Here is a 25,584-nt window from a genome sequence, read left to right on the forward strand (position 1 = left end):
ATAATTTATCTTAAGGGAGAGGTGTTACAAATGAAGCATAAAAAATTATTTTTGTCATTTGCTGTAGCGTTAATATGTATGGCAGGAGCATTTGGGTACATATTAATGCAACAAGGACAAGCTGTTGATACTTCAATTGTTGCAAGAGGTGAAATACAGAAATATGTTGAAGATACAGCTAGTGTTCAAAGTAATAAAAAGCAGACATTATATATTGAAGGCTCTGGAAAGATAAATAATATAAAGGTTAATGTGGGAGATTCAGTAAAAAAAGATGATGTTTTACTTACTATGGATACAAAAGAACTAGAGTTAAAGCTTAAAGATGCAAATTCAAAGGTTGAAGCTGCAAAAGCACAACTTAAAAGTACCGATATCTCTAATTATGCAAGTAAAATTGAAGTTGCTGAGGCTGAGGTGAATAAAGCCAATGTTGCTTATGAAGCTGCAAAAAGAAATTTAAACAATTCAAAGACTTTATATGAAGCAGCATCTATAAGTAAACAGGACTTTGATACTGCTAATGATGCATTCAAGAGTGCAGAAGCTGCTTTAAAAGCTTCAAATAGCCAATTAGAGGATATAAAAAAAGGAACACCAAGTTATGTAAAAGATGGATATGCTGCTGGAGTTGAACAAGCATTGATTTTAAAAGAAAGTATAATGAGTGAGCTTGATAAGCAGAAAATTTTAGCTCCTAATGATGGAATTGTCATTGAAAAACTAGTAGAAGATAATTTAATAGGTGCACCTGGCACAGCAGCGTTTGTAATTGGGGATACTAAAAGCTTAGAATTAGAAGCCAATATATTGTCTGATGATATTTATAAGGTTAAAATAGGTAATGAAGTTGAAATTAGTGGTAAAGCAATAGGTGACTCAATTTTAAAGGGAAAAGTTACCCAAATAGCGCCTGAAGCAAAAAATATAACTTCATCTTTAGGTGTTAATCAAAAGAGAGTAGAGGTAACAATTGAAATTAGTGATAATACAGAATTGCTAAAACCAGGTTATGATTTGGAGGTTAAAATTATAACTGAAGGTAAAAGTGATACATTAATAGTACCTGATAGCGCTGTATTTGATTATCAAGAAAGTTCCTGCGTATTTGTTGTTGACAATGGAAAGGCTGTTATAAGGCAAATTAAAAAAGGCATAGAAAGTGATAAAATAATAGAAGTATTGGATGGTTTAAAGGAAGGCGAAAAGATAATAACAAAGCCTAATAATGATATAAAAGAAGGAATGAGAATTAAATAAAAGTAGATTAGGTATGGAAAGGAGGTGGAGAAATAGATTGCTATGGAAAAATTTGAAAGTTTACAAGAAGAAAAAAAGAAAAGAATATTAGATGCTGCTATAGAGGAATTTGCAGTAAATGGATATGATAAAGCTTCTACAAATTCTATAGTCAAAAAGGCGGGGATTTCCAAAGGAATACTATTTCACTATTTTGGAAGTAAAAAAAATCTATTTTTATATTTATTTGATTATTGTATAACTACATTAGTAGATAGATATTATCCTTTGAGAGAAAATGAACCTGAGGACATATTTGAAAGATTTATAAGAATAAATATAAGAAAAATGAAAATAGTTCAAGAAGAGCCTCTTATGAATCAGTTAGTATTTTCAGCCGTTACAAATATGCCAGTGGAACTAAAAGCTGAGCTTACAGAAAGACATAGTAGTTACAGTTCAAAATATTTAGGAGAAATTTTCGAAAATTTGGATACATCAAAATTTAGAGAAGAAATTGATTCTGAAAAAGCTATAGAGCTAATAATGATATGTATGGATGGTCTTTCTAATAAATATATTCAAAAGTATAAAGATGTCTCCATGGAGGAAATATTAGAAAATATTGAAGAAGTTATGGAGGACTTTAATAAATATTTAGATATATTAAAGTTTGGGGTTTATAAAATTTAGAGGGTATGAGGATTATTAATTTAAACGTAAGTGGAGGCGCGGTTTCATGAAAAATTTAGATGAGCTAAAAAGTGAATTATATAAAATAGATGGAAAGAGCTATAAGTTATACAAGAATTTAGAGGGGCAATATGCTTTTAAAAATTATATACTTAGCATAGATCATGTTCAAGGTGATCCTTTTGCAGCACCATCAAGAATTAGAGTGATAGTTAAACAAAATACAGCTGGATTTCCTAAAGAGCTTTTTGATAATAAAAATAAGAATATTGCAGTGGCGGATTATTTAACAAGAGAGTTTTATTATAACGTAAATAAATTTAGTGAAAAGATTTTTGGATCTGGAAAAAGTGGATTGATAGCCATAAGTAGATGTCCTCAGCAGATATTAGAGAGAACTTCAATTATCATAGATAATGATAAGGTAGAAGCAAGATTTTATGTGGGCTTTCCGGCTAGAGGAAGAAGTGTTTTAGCAAAGGAACTTGAAAAGATTTTATATAATGTCTTACCTAATATAGTAGAAAAAACTTTGACATATAAAAATATTAATAATGAAAAACTTATGAATAGAGTAAATCTAGTAGAGGATCAAGAGCATATAAGAAGTGAATTAAGTAAAAGAGGACTTATTGCTTTTATAGCTAATGGTTCAACTTTACCTAGAGAAAGTGGAGTATCTACAAGACCATTAAAAGATGCTAAAAGATTTATTTCACCTAAGGAATTAGAAGTAGAGTTTAGTACGAAAAGTAAAGGAATTATAAAAGGAATGGGAATTAAAAAAGGTATAACCCTTATAGTTGGTGGAGGATATCATGGAAAGTCTACCTTATTAAGAGCGTTAGAACTTGGTGTTTATAATCACATTGAAGGTGATGGCAGAGAATTTGTAATAACAGATAATTCAGCATTAAAAGTTAGAGCAGAAGATAGCAGATGTGTAACTAAAACAGATATATCTTTGTTTATAAATAATTTGCCTAATGGAAAAGATACTGTTGAATTTTGCACAGAAAATGCAAGTGGGAGTACCTCTCAGGCAGCTAATATCATTGAAGGAATAGAAAGTAATGCAAAGGTATTATTAATAGATGAAGATACTTCAGCTACTAACTTTATGATGAGAGATGATATTATGCAGAAACTAGTATCTAAGGAAAAAGAGCCAATCACACCATTTATTGAAATAGTAAAGCCATTATATGAGCGAAAAGGGATTTCAACAATAATAGTTGTTGGCAGTTGTGGAGATTTCTTTGATGTGGCAGATTGCATAATACAAATGGATAACTATGAAACTAAGGATGTCACAAAAGAAGCAAAGAATTTAAGCAGAGGAGAAATTTTAAAACGAATTGAGGCTAGAAAATTAAAAATAAATATTCCATTTAATAGAGTAGTTAAAAAGGGAACTATTCAAGCAGGTGAAAGAGGAATAAAAATAAAAACTATTGGTGTAGATACAATAATAATAAATAAAGAAGAAATAAACTTAAGATCAGTAGAGCAAGTAGTAGATAATGAGCAATTAAATTCCATTGGCTCAATTATGAAGTGGGCAGAGGATAACATTGTGGATAAAGGCTTAAGTTTAGATAAATTTGTGGACAATATTCTTGAAGAAATAAATAAAAATGGATTAATAGCTATGGAAAAAATAAAAGGTGGAAGTGGAAGTTTAGCTATGCCTAGAAAGCAGGAAATAATGGCAGCTTATAATAGATATAGAAAATTAAAGGTATAATTAACTCTAGGGTCATAGAAGATGAATGATGAATGATGAAATCATTCATCATTACTTATCCATTAAATAATTGAAAAAGCCAATTATTTGGCGAAGGATAAAGTATAGAGGGTTTAGCTTAATCTGGTAAATTATGATTCTATTCTTGGTTTAGTAGGATCGCAATTAGGATCTTTTACTTCTGAAACCATTGAAAGCTTAGTTAGATAATAGCATTCCTCTCGATGCATATGATCAGCAGCTAAAGGCGCAAGAGTACCTAATACTTGTTTTTCTATAATTGCATCCTTTAAAGCATCTAAAAAGTTTTTGAAGGAGCCCATTATATTGCTTACATCATAATTAAGCTTTGCAAGTGCTGGAAAATCAAAGATTTTTGTCCTGGTATAACCATTATAATCGATAGTTCTTAAGTACAAATTATCAAATTCTTTTGAATATTCTTTGCTGCGCTTAATCAATTCTTTTTGAGTCATATCAAGGTTGCTAGCTATAGTTGAGGCATGTCCTGATCCATCTGGAAGCCATAAAAGATGTAAATGAATAGGATCAGCAGTAGGAGGCTTGTCTTTTATTAAAGTCGTTAGAATTAATAAATATTCATCTAGTTCATTAAGCATATGGCTAACAAAAGTAGGAGGAAGAGAAATATTAATTTTGTCAGTAATTTGCTTGCTTAATATAATTAATTTAAATTCTCTAATTTTCATTGCAGCAGCATAAGCTTCACGATTTAAATCTTCAATATCTTCTTGAGATGGTGAATCATGAGATTTTGCTAATAAATCATCGAATAAAGTAATGAAAGCATTAGTTTTTTGAATGAAAGCTTCTTCATTTGGAGAAAGTGCATTTAAAATAAAGCGAGAGTGGTCTCCTAAGATTTGGAGCCAAAATTGATGTTCGAATAATGTTTTATCTTTAATACTATTAAATTTCAATTATTTCCTCCAAAAAATAATTCCTATGTATACTATATGATTAGGTTATTACATATGTGACTAAATTGGTTATTATTTATATAAGTTCTAATTAAAATTATAGCTTTAGAGTTAATGATGTACAGAAGGCTTTTGTGACTAATTGATAATTGAATATATTTGTGATAAAATTGTTTACATTTTGTTGATGAATGCTTAAAATGATGATATATTATTAAAAATGAGATTACAAAGTTAAAGTAGATAAGGATGGAGTGGGGCAATAATGTATGAAATGAAAGAAGAATACAAAATTGGAGTAGAACATATTGATGAGCAGCATAAAAAACTTTTTGATTTAGCTGATAAAGCATATATGTTATTAAAAGATGCTTTTACAATTGATAAATATGATAAAATCATAGAAATTATTACTGAATTAAAGGAATATACTATTTTCCATTTTAAATCAGAAGAAGAATATATGGAAAGCATAAATTATAAGAGAATGTTTACTCAAAAAATAGAACATGATAAATTTATAAAAGAACTCGAAGCAATAGATTTAAATCATATTGATCAAAATCAAGATGAAAGCTTATTAAAATTATTGGATTTCTTAAATGAATGGTTAACAGAACATATATTAAAGAATGACAAGCTTATTGGAGAATAAGAATTAGTATTAAACTACTACATTTAAAATCATGATTATTATATTTAATAATAACCATGGTTTTTTATTTTTGTAAATTTTGTGCATAGAATATGGTAAACGTTTGTAAAGTTAGATATAATAAAAATAAAGGGGTTAATTGAAAATTAAGTTCAAACGGGGGGATTTTATGTTAAACAACTTAAAAGTAAAGACAAAATTATTATTATTAATTATTATGGTATTTTTAGCTATCTCGTCTCTTGCAATTATAAATTTAAAAAAGCAAGAAGAAGCAAATAATATTTCAATACAGACCTTAGAAAAAACAATTCGTGAGGATTATGATAATTATATTAAAAGTCAGGTAAGTAATGTAATTACATTACTTGATGGTATTAATAAAAAATATAAAGATGGCGAGTATTCTTTAGAACAAGCAAAAAAACTTTCAGCTGATTTAGTACGTGGTTTAAGATATGCAGATGGAGGGTATTTTTGGATTGACACAAAAGAGGGGCAGAATGTAGTTTTATTGGGAAATAAAACAGAAGGAACTAATCGTTTAAATGCAAAAGATGCTAATGGATATGAAATGATAAAAGATATTATTAAAAATGGAATGCAAGATGGAGGCGGATATACAGAATATTATTTCCCTAAGGAAGGACAAACAGATCCATTACCTAAAAGGTCTTATAGTAAGTATTACGAACCTTTTGGTTGGGTAATTGGAACTGGTAATTATATAGATAATATTGATAGTACTATAGCTAAAGAAACTCAGATAACAATGGATAATTATAATAGAAGCAAAATGCTAATATTTATTATTTTAGGTATAGATCTTATTTTAGCCGTAATAGCTACATTTGTTGTTGCAAAAGAAATTGTAAATGGACTAAATATTGCAATTGGCCACATGAAAATCATGGCAATGGGGGATTTTTCGGTAGAATTACCTGAGAAGTATTTAAAAAGAAAAGATGACTTTGGAGTATTGGCAGAATCTATGGAAGCTATGAAGGTTTCAACAAAGGGGTTAATTGAAAAAATACAAACAGAATCTAAAGCTATTTATACAATTACTGAAGAGGTTAATAATAACATCTTAAGTTTGGATAGTAATATTCAAAGTATTTCTGAATCAACTGAAACCTTAGCAGCAAGTATGGAAGAAACAGCGGCTTCTTCAGAAGAGATGTCAGCAACTTCCCAGGAAATTGAGTTGGCAGTTAAAAATATTGCGATTAAATCACAAGAGGGTTCAGAAATAGCAGCACAAATTAATAATAGAGCTAATATTACTAAATCTAAAGTTTTAGAAGCAAAGGAAAAAACAAATAAAATAATAACTGATTCAACTATTAAACTAGAAAAAGCATTACAAGATGCAAAAGTTGTTGAAAATATTGAAAGTTTATCTGGAGCTATCATGGGGATTACGACTCAAACTAATTTACTTGCATTGAATGCATCAATTGAAGCTGCTCGTGCAGGGGAAGCTGGAAAAGGTTTTTCTGTAGTAGCTGGTGAGATAGGAAAGCTTGCAGAAAAATCAAAAGAAACAATATTAAAAATACAAGATGTTACCAATGAAGTAGGTCAGGCGGTTGAAAAGCTATCAGAAAGTTCAAGAAATTTATTAGAGTTCGTTTCTAACGAAGTAACATCAGACTATGAAGTGTTTTTAGAAGTTGGAAATAATTATAGCAAGGATTCTGAGTATGTGGATAATTTGATGACTGATTTTAGTGCTACAACGGAGGAATTGTTATCATCAATACATAGCATGACAGAAGTAATTACAGAAGTAGCACATGCTTCAAATGATGGTGCAAGAGAAACCACAGAAAATGCACAAAGTGCTATAAATATAAAAATGCAATCTGGTAAGGTATCTGAATTAATTAAGAAATCAAGAGATAGCTCAGTTAATCTAGAACAAGAAGTAGGAAGATTTAAACTTTAACTATATATTTTATAGTTGGAATTTGAAAAGATGTGATTTAGAATATAAATGATTCTAGGTTGCATCTTTTTTATAAGTAAAAATTGATAAAGGATATTTTTATAAGAAAAGAGATGATATCAATAAAATATTTTAAGTTTACCATAATAAAAAAGTTGACAAAAGAAAAAAAGTGCTATAATATATAAATATGTTTAAACGCTTACAAAGATATATGGTGATTGTTACTGATTCGATCAGGCGAAACCTTAATTAATGAGAAGAGAATTTCATAGTCTCTTTTGATTAATTAGGGTTTTTATATTAAAAAATCATGTAAGTAGTGTAAATAGGGGGATAGTGATGGTAATAAAAAAGATATTTAATAATAATGCCATATTAGCTAAAGACTCAGAAAAAAATGAAATTGTAGTTATGGGGCGTGGAATTGGATTTAAAAAGAATGTAGGTGATAAATTAGATGAGAATCTAATAGAAAAAACCTTTATTCTTAAGCAGAAAGATGCTTCAGAAAAATTTAAACTGCTGCTAGAAGATATACCAACAGAACATGTTTCACTGTGTTATGACATTATTGAATATGCAAAAAATATATTAGGCGTTGAATTAAATGACTATATATATGTTACCCTTACTGATCATATTAGTTATACACTAAAATTATTTGATGAAGGCCTTAATCGTCCTAATCCATTGATTTGGGAAATTAAAAAGTTTTATTCAAAAGAATTTGAAATAGGATTAAAAGCACTAGAATTTATTGAAAGCGAAACAGAAAAGAAGTTACCTGAAGATGAGGCTTGCAATATAGCACTTCACTTAATAAATGCACAGGTAAATAAAAAGGGCAATAATGTAAAAGATATTGCTAAGCAAGCAAAAATGATTCAAGATATTTTAAATATTGTAAAATATACATATAATATTGAGCTTGATGAAAAATCATTAAATTATGAAAGATTTGTTACTCATTTGAGATTCTTTTTTCAAAGATTGAATAAAGAAGAAAAAATAGAAAATGAAGATGATTTTTTATTAAAACAAATTAAAGTTAAATATAAAAAAGCTTATGAGTGTATGTTAAAGATACAAACATATTTAAACAAAGACTTATCTGACGAAGAGCAATTATATTTAACCATTCATATACAAAGAGTTACACATAGATAAATTTAATATTGATGGATTGTTACTGGTAAAGCAGGCGAGACCAACATTAGATAGAATAAAATTTATATTAATATTATAAATTTTATTTATATCGCAATTGTTTGGTCTCGCTTTTTTATATAAAAAATTAATTAATAAGGAGATAGATATTATGAAGTATGAACAATTAGCAAAAGACATAATAAAAAATGTCGGTGGTAAAGAAAATGTTAATAGCTTAACTCATTGTGTTACACGTTTACGTTTCAAACTAAAGGATGAGAATAAAGCTAATACAGAAGTATTGAAGAAAATGGATGGTGTTGTTACTGTTGTAAAAAGTGGTGGACAATATCAAGTAGTTATTGGTAATCATGTACCAGATGTATTCGCAGATGTAATGGCAGTTGGTGGATTTTCAGCTGCTTCAGAAGATGACTCAAATGAAAAAATGAATGCATTTAATAAATTTATAGATATAATATCAGGAGTATTTGCACCAACCTTAGGTGTTTTAGCAGCAACTGGTATGATAAAAGGTATTAATGCATTACTTATAGCTGCACATGTACTTGCAAATACTGATGGAACTTATCAGATTTTAAATGCAATAGGCGATAGTTTATTTTACTTCTTCCCAATATTCTTAGGATATACAGCAGCTAAGAAGTTTAAGTTAAATGAATTTACAGGTATGGCAATAGGTGCTGCTATGGTATATCCTACTATTGTTGGATTAGCTGGTGGAAAGCCTCTATTTATGGTTTTAACAGGTTCGATGTTTGAATCTTCAGTAAGTACTACATTTTTAGGAATCCCAGTCATTTTAATGAACTATTCATCAACTGTTATTCCAATAGTAATAGCAATATATGTAGCTTCAAAAATTGAAAAGTTCTTTAAAAAGATTATTCCTGATGTTGTAAAAACATTCTTGGTACCATTTTGTACATTATTAGTAATTGTTCCATTAACATTTTTAGCAATAGGACCAATTTCAACATGGGCAGGTAAATTACTTGGAGCTATAACATTAGCTATATATAACTTTAGTCCAGTTGTTGCGGGATTATTCATTGGTGCCTTCTGGCAAGTATTCGTTATATTTGGATTACATTGGGGTCTAGTACCTATAGCTATCAATAATTTGTCTACATTAGGATATGACCCAGTATTAGCACTTTCAATAGCAGCATCCTTTGCACAAACAGGTGTAGTTGGAGCAATATTATTAAAAACTAAAAATGCTAAATTAAGATCTATAGCAATACCAGCATTTATTTCAGGTATTTTCGGTGTTACAGAACCAGCTATATATGGTGTTACTTTACCAAAGAAAAAGCCATTTATTTTAAGTTGTATAGGTGCATCTATAGGTGGAGCTATAATAGGTTTTTGTGGCTCTAAAGGATATATGATAGGTGGAATGGGAATTTTTGCTCTTCCAAGTTATATTGGACCGAATGGATTTGATATGGGATTCTATGGAATAGCTATATCAATGGTAGCAGGATTTGCTATAGGCTTTATATTAATGTTATTTACTAAACTTGAAGAAGATGAAGAAAGTAGTGAAACAGTTAAGGAAAACCAATTAGTAAAGCAAGAAATATTAATTAGTCCATTAAAAGGTGAAGTTAAGCCTTTATCAGAAGTAAAAGATGAAGCATTTTCATCAGGTGCACTTGGAAAAGGTATAGCTATAGAACCTTCAGAAGGTAAAGTGGTTGCTCCTGTAGATGGTGTATTAACAACCTTCTTCCCAACAGGTCATGCATTAGGAATTACAAGTGATAATGGAGCTGAAATACTGATTCATATAGGAATGGATACTGTTCAATTAGAAGGAAAGCATTTTACTCCTAAAGCAAAACAAGGTGATATCGTTAAAGCAGGAGATGTGTTATTAGAATTTGATATTAATGCTATAAAAGAAGAAGGATACTCAGTAATAACTCCTGTAATTGTTACAAATTCAGCTAATTATTTAGATATTATTGAAACAGATAAAAATGCTGTTAACTATAAAGAAAATTTATTAACAGTTATGATTTAAAGCTGAATTTTATAATAATCAAAAACAAAATTTAAATATATATTGAAAACTATATTATAATGGTATATAATTAAGAAAATAAAAAATATATATCTTCAGGGCAGGGTGTGAATCCCTACCGGCGGTATAGCCCGCGAGCTTAATTTAAGCAGATTCGGTGTAACTCCGAGGCCGACAGTTATAGTCTGGATGAAAGAAGGTAACCTATTAGAAACTTTGTTTTCAATGTTTTTGATTATACGCCCTGATGTATTTTACATCAGGGCTTTTTATGTTTATTAATGAAAAAGAAACTATTTAAATTATTAAGCATTGAGAGCAAAATCACTAATAAGCTACCCAAGGAAGATAAACTTTAGGGAGGCATAAAAATGAATGAAAAAACAAGCAAATTAGTAAAAATCTCTTTATTATCAGCAATAGCAATTATACTTAGGTATATCGAATTTCCAATAATACCAGCTTTTACATGGCTACAATTTGATTTTAGTGATGTTCCAGCGATGTTAGGAGCTTTTGGATTTGGTCCTATAGCAGGAATAATTATAGAATTATTAAAAAATGTATTGATTTTAGTTATAAAAGGAACAGGTACAGGCTTCGTTGGAGAACTTGCTAATTTCTTAATGGGATCTGCGTTAGTGGTACCAGCAGGGTTGTTATATTATAGAAAGAAAAACAAAAAAAATGCAATAATTGGAATGATTTTAGGTGCAGTTTGTATCCAAATAGTAGGGATTTTATCAAATATATATATATTATTACCTGCTTATCATATGACAATGGATAATACAATGCTTATGAACTATATTACATTTGGATTGTTACCGATTAATGGGATAAAGGCTGTTGCAACTTCAGTTGTAACTTATATATTATATAAAAAGTTATCAGTAGCAATTTTCAAAGCAGAATCAAATTTTGGAAGCCAAGAGAGAACAACAAATTAGTCTAGATATAGTATTAACATTTATTTAAGCAAATAGCTGATTTGAAATAATAATTTGATTATTTCAAATCGGTTTTTTCATGTTAAAAATTTAGAATTACAAATGTTTATTAATAATTATTATTGCCTAATAGAAAAAAATTTGATAATATATAAATATAGCATTCTAAGTGAAAATTTAGAAGCTAAGGTATATAAGTTGGTTATTAATAAATGAAATTGAGGAGGGTGTATTATGGAAAAGTATATTTGTACAGTATGTGGTTATATCTATGATGAGGCAGTAGGTGATCCAGATAATGGAGTAGCACCAGGAACAAAATTTGAGGATCTTCCAGGAGATTGGGTTTGCCCATTATGTGGAGTACCAACTTCAGACTTTGAAAAACAATAATAAAAAATAATCTTTAAGATTACATATTATAAAAGAATTTATTTAAGTATAAGGGACTATCAAAATGTTGTTGACATTTGATAGTCCCTTGCACTATATATTGTAGAAATTATTTTATTATATTCAAAATTAAATAAATAGGAAAATAAAGTTATATGTTTACCTATTTAAATTAATACCGGCTATTCTTTTAACCACATTAATACAGCATCTTCTTTATTGTCCTCATAATAACCTTTTCTAATACCAGCTTCTTTAAAATTATATTTTTCATAAAGACCTCTAGCAGCTTTGTTACCACTTCTCACTTCAAGGGTATAAGCGGTGCAGCCATGATTATTGCAATAATTAATTAGTTCTACTAGAAGCTTAGAAGCTATGCCTTTGCCTCTAAAATCAGGATGTACTGCTATATTTGTTATATGACCTTCATCTAAAACAATCCAAGTTCCAGCAAAACCTACAACTTTATTATCAGTTTTTGCAATGAAATATTTAGCCACAGGGTTAGATAGCTCTTGAATATAAGAAGCTTTGCTCCAGGAATCAGAAAAACTCAGTGAACTTACGGCTAAAAGTCCGTCAATATCTTCTTCTTTCATTAAATCAATAGTTATGCACATTGCTATTTCATCCTTTGCTCATATTCTCTTTCTGCTTGAGGTTTTTTTAAATAAAATGGAGTGGAGTTTGGATCATCGAATTCACCATTTTCTATTAGTGAATATCCAATTTCGCCTAAAGCAGAAGCACGAACTAAATTAAGGTGATTAGGTGGAAAATAGCAATTTGGACAGTGTTCAATTAAATAGTCTTTGTATTTATCTACGCCATCACCTATGAAGATGACTTTTTCATTTTTAGATTTTATTATTTCTATAAGTTCATCAATATCTAAGGCTGAAAAATCTAATAATCTTTCTAAAGTTACTGGTATTTCAGAGGCAACTAAGCTTGGATGTCCTTTATATAACGAAGTATAAACACTATTTCTTAAAGCATCCATTATAGGACAAATTATTCCATCAAAATTAGAAGCGCTAAGAGCTAGGGCATCTAAACTAGATATACTTACATATGGCTTATTGCTTCCAAAGCTAAGTCCCTTTATAGTAGCCATGCCTATTCTAAGACCAGTGAAAGATCCAGGGCCTTTAGAAACTACATAGCCATCAATATCATCAATAGTTAGGTTATTAAGTTTTAGTAAATTATCAATTATATTCATTAGTATAACTGAATGTTCTTTTTTATCATTTAAAGTAATTTCTCCAAGTAATTTATGATTCTTCATTAAAGCAACAGTTGCTACTTTTGAAGATGAATCAATAGCAAGTATAATCATATTTTAAAGCTCCTTTATATAGTTATATCGATCTCCATAAGGAGTTAATATTATTTTTCTGTAATCTTCACCTTTTTCAAGGTCTTTCTTTATGCTTATATGAAGTAAATCTTGAGGTAAAATTTCTTCAATGTAATTTGCCCATTCTATAATAGACACTGCATCTGAAAATATGTAGTCATCAAATCCAATTGCATATATTTCATCAGGATCGCTCACTCGATAAACATCAAAATGGTTAAGTTTGAGCCTACCACCTTCATATTCATTAACAATTGTAAAAGTTGGACTTGTTATATTATCATTTATTCCTAAACCAAGGGCAATTCCTTTAGTAATATGTGTCTTGCCAGCACCTAAATCTCCAGTTAAACAAATTATATCACCAGCTTGTAGCAATTTACCTAAATTTATTCCTAATTGAGTAGTACTATCTACATTATAAACTTCGAATTCCATGAAAATCCTCCTTTAATGAGAGTTTAAATTATAATTCCCATCCTTATATTTTATATCAAAACAGAATAAAATCAAATTAATTAAACGAATACTAAAATATTATTATAAAATAGGCTTATATTTAATGTGAGTTTTATATAATATAAGAAAAGTAATAAATTTTTATATATTTATTATAAATTAATTGGTATAATGAACATAAGTATATCCAGAAATTAATTTACCGAATTCATGAAAAGTAATATGTGTTATTAAACTTGGAGGTGGCATACTTTGAAAAAGATTACCTTTGCAATGGTAATAATAACTATTGCATTGTCTTTTGGCATGAATTTATTTTCAGACCCGTTATTAGCAAATACAGAGAGTCATAAAACTGAAAATAGGGGAGATTTTTTAAACATACTAACGGTTAATAAACCTCAATATGATATGGTTAAAAAAATTGTGAAAGATAAAAATAATGTTGAATATATGCTTACTAATGAAAAAGATATTAGTGAGTTTAAGTATAATGAAGATGTTTTAAATAATATATCCAATATGGACTTATTTATATATTCCGGCACTTCATTTGAACCTTGGAGCAATTCTTTAATTGATGAATTGAAAAAAGGAGATTTAGGAATAATAAATTTATCTAGAGGCATAAGATTACTGAATTATTCACAAAATAATAGTAATAAAGAAAATCCTTATTATTTTGAGGGAATTAGTGAATATAAAATTGCATTATGTAATGTAAAATCAGCAATTCAAGATAGAGATCCCCAAAATAGAGATTATTATGAAGAAAATTATAATGAAGCCATAAAAGAATTTGATAATAAGATAAAGATATATAATGATAAAATTAAATCACTTAGTGACTATAAATTTATAACGCTAAATAATGATTTTGATTATTTAACTAAAGCATTAAATTTAAATACTATTCAGCTTGATAATCACGAAATAGCTGATTTTATTAAGCTTAATAATTTAGATGCTAAAAAGGTTATAATAATAGTTGATGGAGAAGCAGGAACTAAATTGAATTTATCAGGATACAATACAGTGAATTTATGGAAATATTATGGAGATATGTCTTTCGATGATTTAATTTTGTATAATATAAAAGAATTATCAAAATGGGCTCCATTAAAAGAGAATGGAACGGTTAATTCTACAGGTAAAGTGGCATAAGAAAAAAAGTGTTGCTTTATTTATAAATGTATTATATAATGATTATTGTCTCGAAGGGGTATGGCTCAACGGTAGAGTAGTGGTCTCCAAAACCATTGGTTCTGGGTTCAAATCCTAGTGCCCCTGCCAAGAAGATTAAAGTTATAGTGTTTATATGCTATAACTTTTTTTGTTATAAGAAACAATATATGATTATAGCTATATTGAAGATGAATTTTGAATACTTTTAAATTTAAAATTTTGGAGTAATAATTTAATTAAAATTAAGTGGAATTCTATTCAGCTTTATATAATTAAGTATATGGATATCCTTATTGACATAGATATGAAACAACTATATAATTTCAATATTGATTAAACAATGGCGTTTAAAGAAGCAATTCTTTAAGTGCTATTTTTTTATACTTATTTTATTATGTGAATTTATGACTAGAATGATATTTAATAATCCTAAGGGAGATATATGTTCTGATTATTAATGTTCAATTATCAATGGGTATTGAACACGAAAGTGTTAGGGCGAAATTCATATAAATAAAAATCAATAAATAATTAGTTAATGTGTGTATTTATTGAATGCAATTTAATTAAAAGTAGATGAATAGGACAATGGTGTCAAATAAATAGTATTTTGGCCCATTGTCTCTTTTTTTGTTTTCGGGGGGTGGGATATATATTAAATGATGAAATATATAGTATAGGTGTTGATATTGGAACTTCAACAACCGAAGTTATAGTTAGCAAATTAAAGATTAAAAAAATTTTAGGTTCTTCGCTGATTAAGGAAACAGTAATAGAAGGGAAAGAAATAATATATAGGAGTCCTATTGTATTTACTCCACTTTGCAATGAAACAACTATAGATTTTATAAAGGTTAAAGATATTGTATCCGACGCTATAAAGTTAAGTGTAGTAGAAAAAGAAAAAATATCTACAGGAGCAGTTATTATAACAGGAGAAACTGCAAGAAAAGAAAATGCAATGGAAGTATCTAATAATCTTTCAGAGTATTTAGGAGATTTTGTAGTAGCAACAGCAGGTCCTAAGCTTGAAGCCTTACTTGCAGGTTTTGGTTCAGGTGCTTCAGATATATCAAGGAAGCTTAATAGAAGAATAATGAACCTTGATATTGGAGGAGGAACAACTAACGTAGCTATTTTCAATTGTGGTGAATGTGAGCAGACTTTTGCGTTAGATATTGGGGGACGACTTATAAAGTTTAATGATGAGGGTCAAATTATTTATATTTCTAATAGAATTCAATTTCTAATAAAAAGCCTTGATATAAACTTGCAGCTTGGAGAGAAGCCAGAACTAGAAGCTTTAAAGCTCATATGTGGAAAGCTAGCAGAAAGTTTATTGGAAGTATGTTGTTTGAAAGAAATTAACCAAAGCACAAAAAAGTTATTTATAAGTGATGGGTTTGAAGGGATTGAGGTTGACTATATAAGTTTTTCAGGGGGAGTTGGAGAATACGTAGGGAAAATTAATGAGAATATTAGTTTAAATGAAATAACAAAACACAACGATATAGGACAACTTTTGGGAAATTCTATAAGTGAGATGTTTGAAGAGCACAAGGAAATGTTACTAGCTCCAAAGGAGAAAATAAGGGCAACTGTAATTGGAGCAGGAAACCATTCTTTAACTATAAGCGGTGGTACAATAGCCTTTGATAAATCGGTGCTTCCATTAAAAAATATACCTATACTAAAACCTTTTTATGAGAATGAAAACTTAAATGATATATATGTTCAAGGCATGAAAAAACTTGATATGTATGAAGATATACCAATTGCAGTTTCACTTAAAGGCCCTAAAAGTCCAACTTATGAAGAAATTAAATTAATTGGTCAGGAGATAATTAAATTATTCAAAAAAATTAAAGGACCAATAATTGTAGTTTTAGAAAATGATTTTGCAAAAGCTTTAGGACAAATAATTTCTCTAAATTTAGAAGAAAAAAGAGAAGTTATATGTATAGACAAGATATCAACAAGCAATGGTGATTATATTGACATTGGCCTGCCAATAGGAGATGCAATCCCAGTAGTTATAAAGACTCTAATATATAGCACTTAAAGTCCTATATTTCTATAATAGTTACCTAAAAATAAGAAAATCTTAAATTAATTATATTTATATATTGTAATGACAGTTAGCAATTATACAATGTTACCAGTGTCTAAGCCATTATTTTCTAAATAAATTTTATAATCTGTAAGCTGTAAATAGCAAACTGTAAATGTGAAGCTATGCAAGTTGTAAGGGATGATGAAATTTTATCCAACTGTGAACTGTAAATGGTTAACTGTTAACTGAATTAAGGGAGTGGTTAAAATGAATAATGAATTAAAAAAGACACTTAAACCAATACAACTTTGGAGCATAATAGTTGGAATGGTTATATCAGGAATGTATTGTGGGTGGAATAATGCTTTAGATTTTACAAGTCCAGTTGGATTTATTATAGCAATTTTAATTGTTACAGTTTTTTATACTACATTTATGTTTAGCTATGCGGAGCTTTCTACTGCAATTCCTCATGCTGGGGGAGCTTCAGAATATGCTTCCAGATCACTTGGTAAGTTTGGTGGATTTATTGCTGGATTTTCATGTTTAGTAGAATTTTTGTTTGCAACACCAGCAATAGCAATATCAATAGGAGCATATATTAACTTTTTAATACCAGCAGTTCCAGCTGTTGCAGCAGCTTTAGTAGCATATGCAATATTTGTGCTTATAAATTGTTTTGGTATTGAAGCAGCTGCTAAGGTAGAACTTATTGTTACTATAGTTGCAATAGGTGGATTAATTTTATTTATGGGAGCAGGTGCACCTCATATTGAAATGAGTAACATTTTTGGAGGAGATATTTTTAAGGGTGGTTTTAATGGAATCTTTGGTGCAATACCTTTTGCAATTTGGTTTTATTTAGCTGTTGAAGGTGGAGCTATGTCTGCTGAAGAATGTGCAAATCCTAAAAAGGATGTTCCAAAAGGCTTTATTTTAGGAATTGTTACTCTTGTTATATTAGCTCTTGGGACATTCTTTGTTGTAGTTGGAATTTCAGATCTTAGCACTTTAGCTGCATCAGGCTCACCATTACCAGATGCCTTACAAAGAGTATATGGAGATGGTCTAATATCGAATGGAATGAGTTTTATTGGATTATTTGGACTGGTAGCAAGTTTACATGGAATTATAATTGGTTATTCAAGACAGGCTTTTGCAATGTCTAGATCTGGATATTTACCTAAATTTCTATCAAATACAAATTCTAAAGGAGCTCCAGCACATGCTATCGTTATAATGAGCTTAATAGGAATGATCTTTGTATTAACAGGTCAAACTGCTGTAATTATAGTTATATCATCCTTTGGAGCAGTTGCATTATATATTATAAGTATGATTTCATTGTTTATATTAAGAAGAAAAGAGCCAAAGCTTAATAGACCATTTAAAGTTGCATACCCAATCGTACCAGCAATAGCACTTTCAATAGCTTTTGTATTTTTAATTGCATTAATTGTTTCGAATTTTTCAACTGTATTATGGGTAGCAGGGGCTTATATATTAGCAATAGCTTATTATTTTGTATATTCTAAAATTCAACAAACAGCTAATGAAGAAGAAATTAAAGGAAAACTTGATGGAGAAATTGTTTAATTTTATAAGGATAATTATATAAGTTCTAATAAAATTCACAATTTTAAAATTTTAAGGCAGTTAAGATTTAATGCTCTTTATGCGGTGAAGTATTAGTTCAGAGTTAAGAGTTTAGGATGAAATAACAAAGCCTATGGCTTTTCTTGCTAAACTGTTAACTGTAAATTGTAAACTGTTAACTGAATAAACGGGGGGGGGTGGGAATATGATTTTAAGAACAACCCTTTTTGGAAATGTATATAATTTTAAAGATATAAAGGAAGTTCTTGCAAAAGCAAATGAAGAAAAATCAGGGGATAGACTAGCTGGAATTATAGCTGAGTCAACAGCAGAAAGGGTTGCAGCTAAAGTAGTTCTTTCGGAGCTTACTATTGGGGATTTAAGAAATAATCCAGTTGTAGATTATGACATAGATGAAGTTACTAGGGTTATCCAAGATGGGGTTAATGAAGAAATATATAATGGGATTAGGGGTATGACTATAGGAGATTTTAGGGAATTTCTTCTTAGTTCAAGTGGTGATGAAATAAAAGCTATAAGGGATGGATTAACTTCAGAAGTTATTGCAGGAGTAACTAAACTTATGAGTAATATGGATCTTATATGTGCATCAAAAAAGCTTGTTAATATAGCAACTTGTAATACTACAATTGGAAAGCTTGGAACACTTTCAGCAAGGCTTCAGCCAAATCATCCAACTGATAATATTGAGGGAATAATGGCATCGGTTATGGAAGGAATAAGCTATGGTGTAGGAGATGCATTAATAGGTCTTAATCCAGCAGTTGATACTATTGATAGTGTTTCTAGGATTTTAAAAGCTTTTAGAGAATTTATGGAGAAGTTTAAAATACCAACACAGAATTGTGTGTTAGCTCATGTAACAACTCAAATGGAAGCTTTAAAAAAAGGAGCTCCTATGGATGTCATGTTTCAAAGTATAGCAGGCTCTGAAATTTCAAATAGAGGCTTTGGTATAGATGTGAAGCTTATAGATGAAGCATATGCTATGATGAAGGAATTAAAAGCTTCAAAGGGAGAAAATTTCATGTATTTTGAAACTGGTCAAGGCTCGGAGCTATCTTCAGATGGTCATAATGGAGCAGACCAGCTTACAATGGAAGCTAGATGTTATGGGTTTGCTAAAAAATATAATCCATTTTTGGTTAATACAGTTGTGGGATTTATAGGACCTGAATATCTTTATGATGGAGCACAGGTTATAAGGGCAGGTCTTGAAGATCATTTTATGGGTAAATTAACGGGACTTTCTATGGGGGTTGATGTTTGTTATACAAATCATATGAAGGCAGATCAAAATGATTTAGAGAATTTGGCAATATTACTTGCGCAAGCCAACTGTAATTATTTCATGGGAATACCAGGTGGTGACGATGTAATGCTAATGTATCAGTCTTCAAGTTATCATGATATTGCAACTTTAAGAGAGGTAACTAATAAAAGACCAATAAAAGAATTTGAAACTAGACTTGAAGAGCTTGGAATAATGAAAAATGGAATATTGACAAGCAGGGCGGGAGATCCATCAATATTTCTAAATATGGGAGTGTAAAAAATAAGAAAAATCAAAGGGTTACTGTCCTAGTTAGATAAAAAACTTTGACAGTAATTTTTTAAATATGGGAGTGTAACTTATGGAAAAGGATATGTTAGAAGATATATCTGCTGTTGATTTAAGTACTAAAATTTCAGTAGATAATCCAATAGATTATAAAGGGTTAATGATTTTAAAACAGTCAACTTCAGCAAGAATTTGCATCGGAAGAGCTGGCTCAAGATATAAAACAAGGGATTATTTACGACTTAGAGCTGATCATGCAGTTGCAATGGATGCAGTTTGGTCTCATGTGGACGAAAAAGTGGTTGAGGAGTTAGGCTTTTATAAGGTTCAAACTTTAGTAAAAGATAAAGAAGAATATATAACAAGACCAGATCTTGGCAGAGGTTTTTCAGAAGAAATCTTAAAGGCTATAAAAGAAAAATGTATAAATGATGTAGATGTACAAATTATAGCTGGAGATGGATTAAGTTCACCTGCAATAACTGCAAATATAAAAGAAATTTATCCAATGATAGTGGAGGGAGCAGAGGCTAAAGGATATAAAATAGGAACACCTATTTTTGTTAAATATGCAAGGGTTGCTACTATGGATAAAATAAGTGAAGCATTAAATGCAAAAGTAACTTTAATACTAATAGGTGAAAGACCAGGTCTTGCTACAGGAGAAAGCATGAGTTGTTATATGGCATATGAAGCAAGTACTAAAAAGCCAGAATCACAAAGAACTGTAATATCAAATATACACAAAAATGGAATGCCACCAGTAGAAGCTGGAGCACAAATTGTTCAATTAATTGAGACTTTATTAGTGGAAAAAAAGAGTGGGACAGACCTCAAATTATAGATATTAAATTACCCAAATGCGGCATGAAGAAAACAAATTAATATTTAAAGCATTTCAAAGGAAATTAACACTTCTTGATCATTGAGCATTGAGCATTGAGCATTGCACTATACGGATTAAGAAAAAATTGTATATGAAATGATAAGGTGATACAATTGAATAAATTAAAATAATTAGAAGTTAAGGCATCAATATAGTATAAATAACAAGGATGTCGCAGATTTGGGGAGGAATAAAAAATGTTAAAAGTAACAAAAACAGATAAGGCTCCAGCAGCTATTGGACCATATTCTCAAGCAGTGAGTTTTGGAGATTTATTATTTACATCAGGGCAAATAGCTTTAGATCCTGTAACAGGAGAAGTGGTAGGAACAACTATAGAAGAGCAGACAGAACAAGTTATGAAGAATCTTTCTGCAATATTAGAAGCTAATAATATTGATTTTAACAATGTAATAAAGACTACATGCTTTATTGCTGATATGGGGGATTTTGCAAAATTCAATGAAGTATATGCTAAATACTTTGTGAGTAAACCAGCGCGATCATGTGTTGCTGTAAAAGAGCTTCCTAAATCAGTTTTATGTGAAGTTGAAGTAATAGCCTATAAATAAAAAATTACTAAGAATGCAATTACTAATCCATAGATTATAGAAGTTTAAGTAGTAGCATATAAATAGAAAACAAATTGTCCACAAGATTTGCTTTATTTAAAGTAAATCTGTGGACAATTTGTTTATTTTATGTTAAGCATTTTTTAATTCAGATACTAACTCATCCATAAGTTCTTGAACTGTTGTGATTTTAGTGATTTTACTTGCATTTTCACCACAGAATATAAGACCTTCGTCTATATTACCATTTACAGCATTTATTAAAGCTTTGCTTATGCAGTAAGGAGTGGTAGCAGGATTACAAGGTGTTAAACAATTATAACAACGAGTTACTTTTTCACCAGTAGCATGAACTTTTTTTACAAAAGGATTGCTAATAGCTCTTCCTGGCATTCCTACAGGGCTTTTTACTATTTGTATATCTTCTTTGGAACAATTAATATAAGCATTCTTGAACTCATCAGATGCATCGCACTCTTCAGTAGCTACAAATCTTGTTGCCATTTGAACACCATTTGCGCCTAATTTTAAATATTTAGCAATATCATATCCATCAAAAACGCCTCCAGCAACAACTACAGGAATTTCCTTATTGTATTTTTCAGCATATTTTTTTGTTTCACTTATTATGTCAACAACAGATTGATCGAAGTCTACACTGTCATTTTCTAGTTCTTCAACTTTAAAACCTAAATGACCACCAGCTTTTGGTCCTTCAATAACAACAAGGTCTGGTGCAACATTATCATGCTTATCCCACAATTTTAATATTACTTTTGCAGCCTTTAAAGAAGAAACAATTGGTGCAATTTTTACAGAAGATCCCTTAACTATTTTAGGTAGCATTGTAGGAAGTCCAGCACCAGATATTATTAAATCAACACCAGCTTCTATTGCAGCTCTTATATGTTCTTCATAGTTGTTAGTTGCAACCATAGCATTAATTCCTATTATTCCATTAACAGCTTTAGATTTTGCTAATTCAATATGCTTTTTTAAAGCTTTTAAATTTGCTTCTAAAGTGTTCTTTTCAAAATCATCTTCTTTATATCCAAGTTGTGCGGCAGAAATTATTCCAATACCACCAGCCTTTGCAACAGCAGCAGCTAAATTAGAAGCTGAAACACCAACACCCATACCTCCTTGGATAATAGGAATAGGAGCAACTAAATTTCCAATTTTAAGAGAATTAAAATTCATTTCACATATATCCTTTCACAAGAAAATTCGATAATAAAATACTTTGACTATCAAAGTATTATACTATATTATAGAATAACCTGACTACTTAGACAAGAAATATTTAAAAATACTTTGTATAATGTTATATAAAAATATGCTGTTTGTATAAGTTTTGGTAAGAGCTTTAATATTCATATTATATTGTATAAGCTTGTGTTAATTACTATGATTTAATATAATTAGCGAAACTTATGATAATTCAGTAGTTATAACTGAATTTATGGAAGAAGAGTATAATATAGAAATTTAATGTTATAAATCCTTGACATAATATATTGTTCTATGATAAGATACTAAATGTCTTAGGGGTATGGCTCAACGGTAGAGTAGTGGTCTCCAAAACCATTGGTTGTGGGTTCAAATCCTACTGCCCCTGCCACAAAGGTCGTAGTACGTTGTATTACGGCTTTTTTTTATTTTAGGAGATAATTTAGCAACAGGATTCAGTTATGCATTTCTATGAATTATCAAAACTTCCGAACCAACAATAGAAGAAATAAAAGAGACTTTGGAATAAAATTAAATTATAAAATGTTTGAGGTATCCAAAATAAATTTGTTATGGAATTGATAATGTTGTTGATTATTTTGTGGATAAGAATCTTGAGGCTGTGAATAATTTTAATCTTGAATAATTAATAACATAAATTAAAAATCTTAGAAATATTCAATTTTGAGTATTCTAAGATTTTTTTGAAATTTAAAGTGTGCTTTTTTATTGAATAGAAAAATATGTAATTATATAATTAGAAGTAGTAAACAAATTAGAAGGAGGCACCATATGTCTTTTTAGATATATTCAAATCAGGGGTCTCAAAAGTAGAATTTGAAGATTTAAAAAACAAGGAATAAAATTTAAGGAATTATAAAGAAGAAAAATATAAAGAAACTTATTAAATTATAAGGAGACAAAAAATGAGCAGGTGTGAAAAGGCTATTGTGACAGTTTTATGTATGGTTTATGATGGTAATAAAATACTACTTCAGGATAGAGTGAAAAAAGATTGGCGTGGACTAACGTTTCCAGGTGGACATGTAGAGAAAGAAGAATCTTTTGTTCAAGCAGTTATTCGTGAAATATATGAAGAAACTGGATTAACGATAAGTGAGCCTAAATTATGCGGAGTAAAGCAATTTCAGACAGATGAGGATGAAAGATATATTGTATTGTTGTTTAAAACTAATAAATTTGAAGGAACTTTAGTTTCTTCTGATGAAGGAGAAATGATATGGGTTGATAGGAACTCATTAAACAATTGTAAGTTAGTGGATGATTTTATGGATTTAATAAAAGTTTTTGATTCAGATAACTATAATGAATTTATGTATGAACGCAATAAATCAGGTGAAGATTGGTTAATTAGATTGTATTAATTTTTAGATTGGAGAGAAGTTTATGAAAAATAGTTGATAAACAATATTTAGAACAGTTAAAAATATGGTTTTAAACTATTGCGAATAAAGAAGGAGAAGATTTTAAATGGTTGTTCGTAAGGCTAAATTAGAAGATGCCAATAATTTATTAAGCATGTTGTTGGCTTTAGATAAAGAAACTAAATATATGTTGTTAGAACCTGATGAAAGAAATAATGATGTTAGTAGAGTGGAAGGAATGATACAGCAGAGTATTAATGGAGGTAATCTTTTATTAGTTTCAGGGGAAGGTAATAATATAGTAGGGTTTCTTTCTGCCCAAAGAGGTATTTTAAAAAGAATTAATCACACAGCATATATTGTTGTGGGGATTCGTGAGTTTCAACGTGGAAAAGGAATTGGAAGCAAATTTTTCTCTGAATTGGATCTGTGGGCAAAAGAAAATTCAATTATAAGACTTGAATTGACAGTAATGTGTCCTAATATAGTTGCAAAACATTTATACGAAAAGAATGGATTTGAGGTAGAAGGTATAAAAAAGAAGTCTATGCTGGTTGATGGTGAATATGTGGATGAATTTTATATGGCAAAGTTGTATTTATAATCCATTGTAAAATTTTATTATAATTTTTGTATGTTAATATTGACACTACATAAGTAATAACATATAATAAACAAGCAAATGGTTTTATTTTTAGTTAATTAATCCTTTTATTGTATAAGGATTAAGAAGTTAAATAATCATTATGGTGAACGTAGTTCAGTTGGTAGAGCGCCAGTTTGTGGCACTGGTTGTCGTGGGTTCGAGTCCCATCGTTCACCCCATACTGGGATGTCGCCAAGTGGTAAGGCCATGGATTCTGACTCCATCATTCGTAGGTTCGAATCCTACCATCTCAGCCATTATATACGGTTCACTAGCTCAGTCGGTAGAGCACATGACTTTTAATCATGGTGTCCCGGGTTCGATTCCCGGGTGAGCCACCAATTATTTAGCCTAAAGTAGAAAAAGATATTTAAGCATATCTCTACTTTAGGCTTTTTTGCGTATAAAAATATAAAACTTTTGGATTTTAAAAGATTAAAATATAGATTTCTTTATTAGGTATTCGTTAATTTGTTCGGACGAAGCATTATTTTCAGGTACTATTATACATAATAAATATTAAAGGAATATAGACATAGATGCAGTCTATACTTTATTCATAAGGATATTATTTCGTAAATTTTCTAAATATGAATATAAAAACAAAGTCAACTATGTCTAGCGTATCAATATGAATATATTGAAGAGAAATAAAGCATTATTGTGTAATATGAGTATATATGTGAATTTCTGCTCAAATTAATAGTATTGAGGTGAATAAAATGATGTTAAGATAAAACACGTCGCTGAGATGCGTAAACAACTTAAAACAAATTGATTGATGAAAGTTACAAAGATAACTTAAAAGAAATTGAAAAAAGTTGTTGACAGAGCATTCGAGTGATGATAT

22 protein-coding genes, 5 tRNA genes and 1 riboswitch are annotated in these 25,584 nt (G+C 29.6%); of the genes, 22 read left to right on the plus strand and 5 right to left on the minus strand.

Translation table 11 applies throughout. The features are described 5' to 3' along the window. Window positions 1–30 precede the first annotated feature (30 nt). From CSPA_RS03465 to CSPA_RS03475, 3 genes are read left to right on the plus strand one after another with little or no spacing between them, the layout of a single operon-like run. Window positions 31–1,260 (plus strand): efflux RND transporter periplasmic adaptor subunit, encoded by a 1,230-nt coding sequence (locus CSPA_RS03465; RefSeq protein WP_015390818.1) that lies wholly within the window; start codon window positions 31–33, stop codon window positions 1,258–1,260. A gap of 42 nt (window positions 1,261–1,302) precedes the next feature. Further along, window positions 1,303–1,932, plus strand: a complete 630-nt coding sequence (locus tag CSPA_RS03470) for a TetR/AcrR family transcriptional regulator (protein WP_015390819.1) — start codon at window positions 1,303–1,305, stop codon at window positions 1,930–1,932. A 46-nt stretch (window positions 1,933–1,978) separates the two neighbouring features. Continuing rightward, on the plus strand, window positions 1,979–3,679 hold the full coding sequence (locus tag CSPA_RS03475; RefSeq protein WP_015390820.1) for an ABC-ATPase domain-containing protein: 1,701 nt from the start codon (window positions 1,979–1,981) through the stop codon (window positions 3,677–3,679). A gap of 131 nt (window positions 3,680–3,810) precedes the next feature. On the opposite strand, the gene CSPA_RS03480 is transcribed toward CSPA_RS03475, so the two are convergent. After that, entirely contained in the window at window positions 3,811–4,620 is an 810-nt protein-coding gene (locus CSPA_RS03480; protein WP_015390821.1) for a DUF2935 domain-containing protein, read from the minus strand. Window positions 4,621–4,885: 265 nt separating this feature from the next. On the opposite strand from CSPA_RS03480, the gene CSPA_RS03485 reads away from it, so the two are divergent. The 6 genes from CSPA_RS03485 (at window position 4,886) to rd (ending at window position 11,774) form a co-directional block, all read left to right on the plus strand. Next, window positions 4,886–5,275 (plus strand): bacteriohemerythrin, encoded by a 390-nt coding sequence (locus tag CSPA_RS03485; RefSeq protein WP_015390822.1) that lies wholly within the window; start codon window positions 4,886–4,888, stop codon window positions 5,273–5,275. A gap of 169 nt (window positions 5,276–5,444) precedes the next feature. Further along, the gene (locus CSPA_RS03490; RefSeq protein WP_015390823.1) at window positions 5,445–7,226 is read left to right on the plus strand and encodes a methyl-accepting chemotaxis protein; all 1,782 of its coding nucleotides are present in this window, start codon (window positions 5,445–5,447) and stop codon (window positions 7,224–7,226) included. Between the two features lie 342 nt (window positions 7,227–7,568). Further along, complete coding sequence (gene licT / locus CSPA_RS03495) at window positions 7,569–8,396, plus strand: BglG family transcription antiterminator LicT (protein ID WP_015390824.1); 828 nt, start codon at window positions 7,569–7,571, stop codon at window positions 8,394–8,396. Between the two features lie 151 nt (window positions 8,397–8,547). After that, window positions 8,548–10,431, plus strand: coding sequence for a PTS beta-glucoside transporter subunit IIBCA (locus CSPA_RS03500; protein ID WP_015390825.1), 1,884 nt, complete (start codon window positions 8,548–8,550; stop codon window positions 10,429–10,431). An 87-nt stretch (window positions 10,432–10,518) separates the two neighbouring features. Further along, window positions 10,519–10,636: riboswitch (FMN riboswitch) on the plus strand. Window positions 10,637–10,802: 166 nt separating this feature from the next. Then, window positions 10,803–11,381, plus strand: a complete 579-nt coding sequence (locus tag CSPA_RS03505) for an ECF transporter S component (protein WP_015390826.1) — start codon at window positions 10,803–10,805, stop codon at window positions 11,379–11,381. Window positions 11,382–11,615: 234 nt separating this feature from the next. Then, entirely contained in the window at window positions 11,616–11,774 is a 159-nt protein-coding gene (gene rd, locus CSPA_RS03510) for a rubredoxin (protein WP_015390827.1), read from the plus strand. A gap of 182 nt (window positions 11,775–11,956) precedes the next feature. On the opposite strand, the gene rimI is transcribed toward rd, so the two are convergent. Genes rimI through tsaE form a run of 3 tightly spaced genes read right to left on the minus strand, consistent with a single transcriptional unit; the run spans window position 11,957 to window position 13,578 of the window. Next, window positions 11,957–12,397, minus strand: a complete 441-nt coding sequence (rimI, locus tag CSPA_RS03515; protein ID WP_015390828.1) for a ribosomal protein S18-alanine N-acetyltransferase — start codon at window positions 12,395–12,397, stop codon at window positions 11,957–11,959. 2 nt (window positions 12,398–12,399) lie between these two features. Then, a complete protein-coding gene (gene tsaB, locus CSPA_RS03520) occupies window positions 12,400–13,119 on the minus strand; it encodes a tRNA (adenosine(37)-N6)-threonylcarbamoyltransferase complex dimerization subunit type 1 TsaB (RefSeq protein WP_015390829.1) in 720 nt (239 codons plus the stop codon). 3 nt (window positions 13,120–13,122) lie between these two features. Then, on the minus strand, window positions 13,123–13,578 hold the full coding sequence (gene tsaE, locus CSPA_RS03525; protein ID WP_015390830.1) for a tRNA (adenosine(37)-N6)-threonylcarbamoyltransferase complex ATPase subunit type 1 TsaE: 456 nt from the start codon (window positions 13,576–13,578) through the stop codon (window positions 13,123–13,125). 273 nt (window positions 13,579–13,851) lie between these two features. Here tsaE and CSPA_RS03530 point away from each other — a divergent pair, with 273 nt between their 5' ends. The 7 genes from CSPA_RS03530 (at window position 13,852) to CSPA_RS03560 (ending at window position 21,473) form a co-directional block, all read left to right on the plus strand. Then, window positions 13,852–14,763 carry a metal ABC transporter substrate-binding protein gene (locus tag CSPA_RS03530; RefSeq protein ID WP_015390831.1) on the plus strand — a complete coding sequence of 304 codons (912 nt, stop codon included), beginning with the start codon at window positions 13,852–13,854 and terminating at the stop codon, window positions 14,761–14,763. 54 nt (window positions 14,764–14,817) lie between these two features. Beyond that, a tRNA-Trp gene (locus tag CSPA_RS03535) sits at window positions 14,818–14,892 on the plus strand. A 535-nt stretch (window positions 14,893–15,427) separates the two neighbouring features. Further along, window positions 15,428–16,846 carry an ethanolamine ammonia-lyase reactivating factor EutA gene (locus CSPA_RS03540; protein WP_015390832.1) on the plus strand — a complete coding sequence of 473 codons (1,419 nt, stop codon included), beginning with the start codon at window positions 15,428–15,430 and terminating at the stop codon, window positions 16,844–16,846. Window positions 16,847–17,104: 258 nt separating this feature from the next. Next, on the plus strand, window positions 17,105–18,433 hold the full coding sequence (gene eat / locus CSPA_RS03545; protein WP_015390833.1) for an ethanolamine permease: 1,329 nt from the start codon (window positions 17,105–17,107) through the stop codon (window positions 18,431–18,433). Window positions 18,434–18,638: 205 nt separating this feature from the next. Continuing rightward, window positions 18,639–20,006 (plus strand): ethanolamine ammonia-lyase subunit EutB, encoded by a 1,368-nt coding sequence (locus tag CSPA_RS03550; RefSeq protein WP_015390834.1) that lies wholly within the window; start codon window positions 18,639–18,641, stop codon window positions 20,004–20,006. A gap of 82 nt (window positions 20,007–20,088) precedes the next feature. Then, window positions 20,089–20,859: an ethanolamine ammonia-lyase subunit EutC gene (gene eutC / locus CSPA_RS03555; protein ID WP_015390835.1), complete on the plus strand. Its 771-nt coding sequence runs from the start codon at window positions 20,089–20,091 to the stop codon at window positions 20,857–20,859. A 239-nt stretch (window positions 20,860–21,098) separates the two neighbouring features. Next, entirely contained in the window at window positions 21,099–21,473 is a 375-nt protein-coding gene (locus tag CSPA_RS03560) for a RidA family protein (protein ID WP_015390836.1), read from the plus strand. A gap of 132 nt (window positions 21,474–21,605) precedes the next feature. Here the strand turns inward: CSPA_RS03560 and CSPA_RS03565 are convergent, their stop codons facing one another. After that, on the minus strand, window positions 21,606–22,673 hold the full coding sequence (locus tag CSPA_RS03565; protein WP_015390837.1) for an NAD(P)H-dependent flavin oxidoreductase: 1,068 nt from the start codon (window positions 22,671–22,673) through the stop codon (window positions 21,606–21,608). A gap of 346 nt (window positions 22,674–23,019) precedes the next feature. On the opposite strand from CSPA_RS03565, the gene CSPA_RS03570 reads away from it, so the two are divergent. The 6 genes from CSPA_RS03570 (at window position 23,020) to CSPA_RS03595 (ending at window position 25,075) form a co-directional block, all read left to right on the plus strand. Beyond that, a tRNA-Trp gene (locus tag CSPA_RS03570) sits at window positions 23,020–23,094 on the plus strand. Window positions 23,095–23,629: 535 nt separating this feature from the next. Next, entirely contained in the window at window positions 23,630–24,088 is a 459-nt protein-coding gene (locus CSPA_RS03575; RefSeq protein WP_015390838.1) for an 8-oxo-dGTP diphosphatase, read from the plus strand. A 106-nt stretch (window positions 24,089–24,194) separates the two neighbouring features. Further along, entirely contained in the window at window positions 24,195–24,692 is a 498-nt protein-coding gene (locus tag CSPA_RS03580; RefSeq protein WP_015390839.1) for a GNAT family N-acetyltransferase, read from the plus strand. A gap of 145 nt (window positions 24,693–24,837) precedes the next feature. Beyond that, a tRNA-His gene (locus CSPA_RS03585) sits at window positions 24,838–24,913 on the plus strand. A 3-nt stretch (window positions 24,914–24,916) separates the two neighbouring features. Beyond that, a tRNA-Gln gene (locus CSPA_RS03590) sits at window positions 24,917–24,991 on the plus strand. An 8-nt stretch (window positions 24,992–24,999) separates the two neighbouring features. Beyond that, window positions 25,000–25,075 (plus strand) — tRNA-Lys (locus tag CSPA_RS03595). Window positions 25,076–25,584: the final 509 nt, after the last annotated feature.

Source organism: Clostridium saccharoperbutylacetonicum N1-4(HMT), assembly GCF_000340885.1.
GTDB classification, from domain to species: Bacteria; Bacillota; Clostridia; order Clostridiales; family Clostridiaceae; genus Clostridium; species Clostridium saccharoperbutylacetonicum.

Coding starts and splice junctions, on each gene's coding strand:
- CSPA_RS03565 (WP_015390837.1), bottom strand. CDS start 22,673: ATGAATTTTAATTCTCTTAAAATTGGAAATTTAGTTGCTCCTATTCCT.
- CSPA_RS03505 (WP_015390826.1), top strand. CDS start 10,803: ATGAATGAAAAAACAAGCAAATTAGTAAAAATCTCTTTATTATCAGCA.
- CSPA_RS03500 (WP_015390825.1), top strand. CDS start 8,548: ATGAAGTATGAACAATTAGCAAAAGACATAATAAAAAATGTCGGTGGT.
- CSPA_RS03580 (WP_015390839.1), top strand. CDS start 24,195: ATGGTTGTTCGTAAGGCTAAATTAGAAGATGCCAATAATTTATTAAGC.
- CSPA_RS03560 (WP_015390836.1), top strand. CDS start 21,099: ATGTTAAAAGTAACAAAAACAGATAAGGCTCCAGCAGCTATTGGACCA.
- eutC (WP_015390835.1), top strand. CDS start 20,089: ATGGAAAAGGATATGTTAGAAGATATATCTGCTGTTGATTTAAGTACT.
- tsaB (WP_015390829.1), bottom strand. CDS start 13,119: ATGATTATACTTGCTATTGATTCATCTTCAAAAGTAGCAACTGTTGCT.
- CSPA_RS03475 (WP_015390820.1), top strand. CDS start 1,979: ATGAAAAATTTAGATGAGCTAAAAAGTGAATTATATAAAATAGATGGA.
- tsaE (WP_015390830.1), bottom strand. CDS start 13,578: ATGGAATTCGAAGTTTATAATGTAGATAGTACTACTCAATTAGGAATA.
- CSPA_RS03490 (WP_015390823.1), top strand. CDS start 5,445: ATGTTAAACAACTTAAAAGTAAAGACAAAATTATTATTATTAATTATT.
- CSPA_RS03470 (WP_015390819.1), top strand. CDS start 1,303: ATGGAAAAATTTGAAAGTTTACAAGAAGAAAAAAAGAAAAGAATATTA.
- licT (WP_015390824.1), top strand. CDS start 7,569: ATGGTAATAAAAAAGATATTTAATAATAATGCCATATTAGCTAAAGAC.
- rd (WP_015390827.1), top strand. CDS start 11,616: ATGGAAAAGTATATTTGTACAGTATGTGGTTATATCTATGATGAGGCA.
- CSPA_RS03485 (WP_015390822.1), top strand. CDS start 4,886: ATGTATGAAATGAAAGAAGAATACAAAATTGGAGTAGAACATATTGAT.
- CSPA_RS03550 (WP_015390834.1), top strand. CDS start 18,639: ATGATTTTAAGAACAACCCTTTTTGGAAATGTATATAATTTTAAAGAT.
- eat (WP_015390833.1), top strand. CDS start 17,105: ATGAATAATGAATTAAAAAAGACACTTAAACCAATACAACTTTGGAGC.
- rimI (WP_015390828.1), bottom strand. CDS start 12,397: ATGTGCATAACTATTGATTTAATGAAAGAAGAAGATATTGACGGACTT.
- CSPA_RS03465 (WP_015390818.1), top strand. CDS start 31: ATGAAGCATAAAAAATTATTTTTGTCATTTGCTGTAGCGTTAATATGT.
- CSPA_RS03575 (WP_015390838.1), top strand. CDS start 23,630: ATGAGCAGGTGTGAAAAGGCTATTGTGACAGTTTTATGTATGGTTTAT.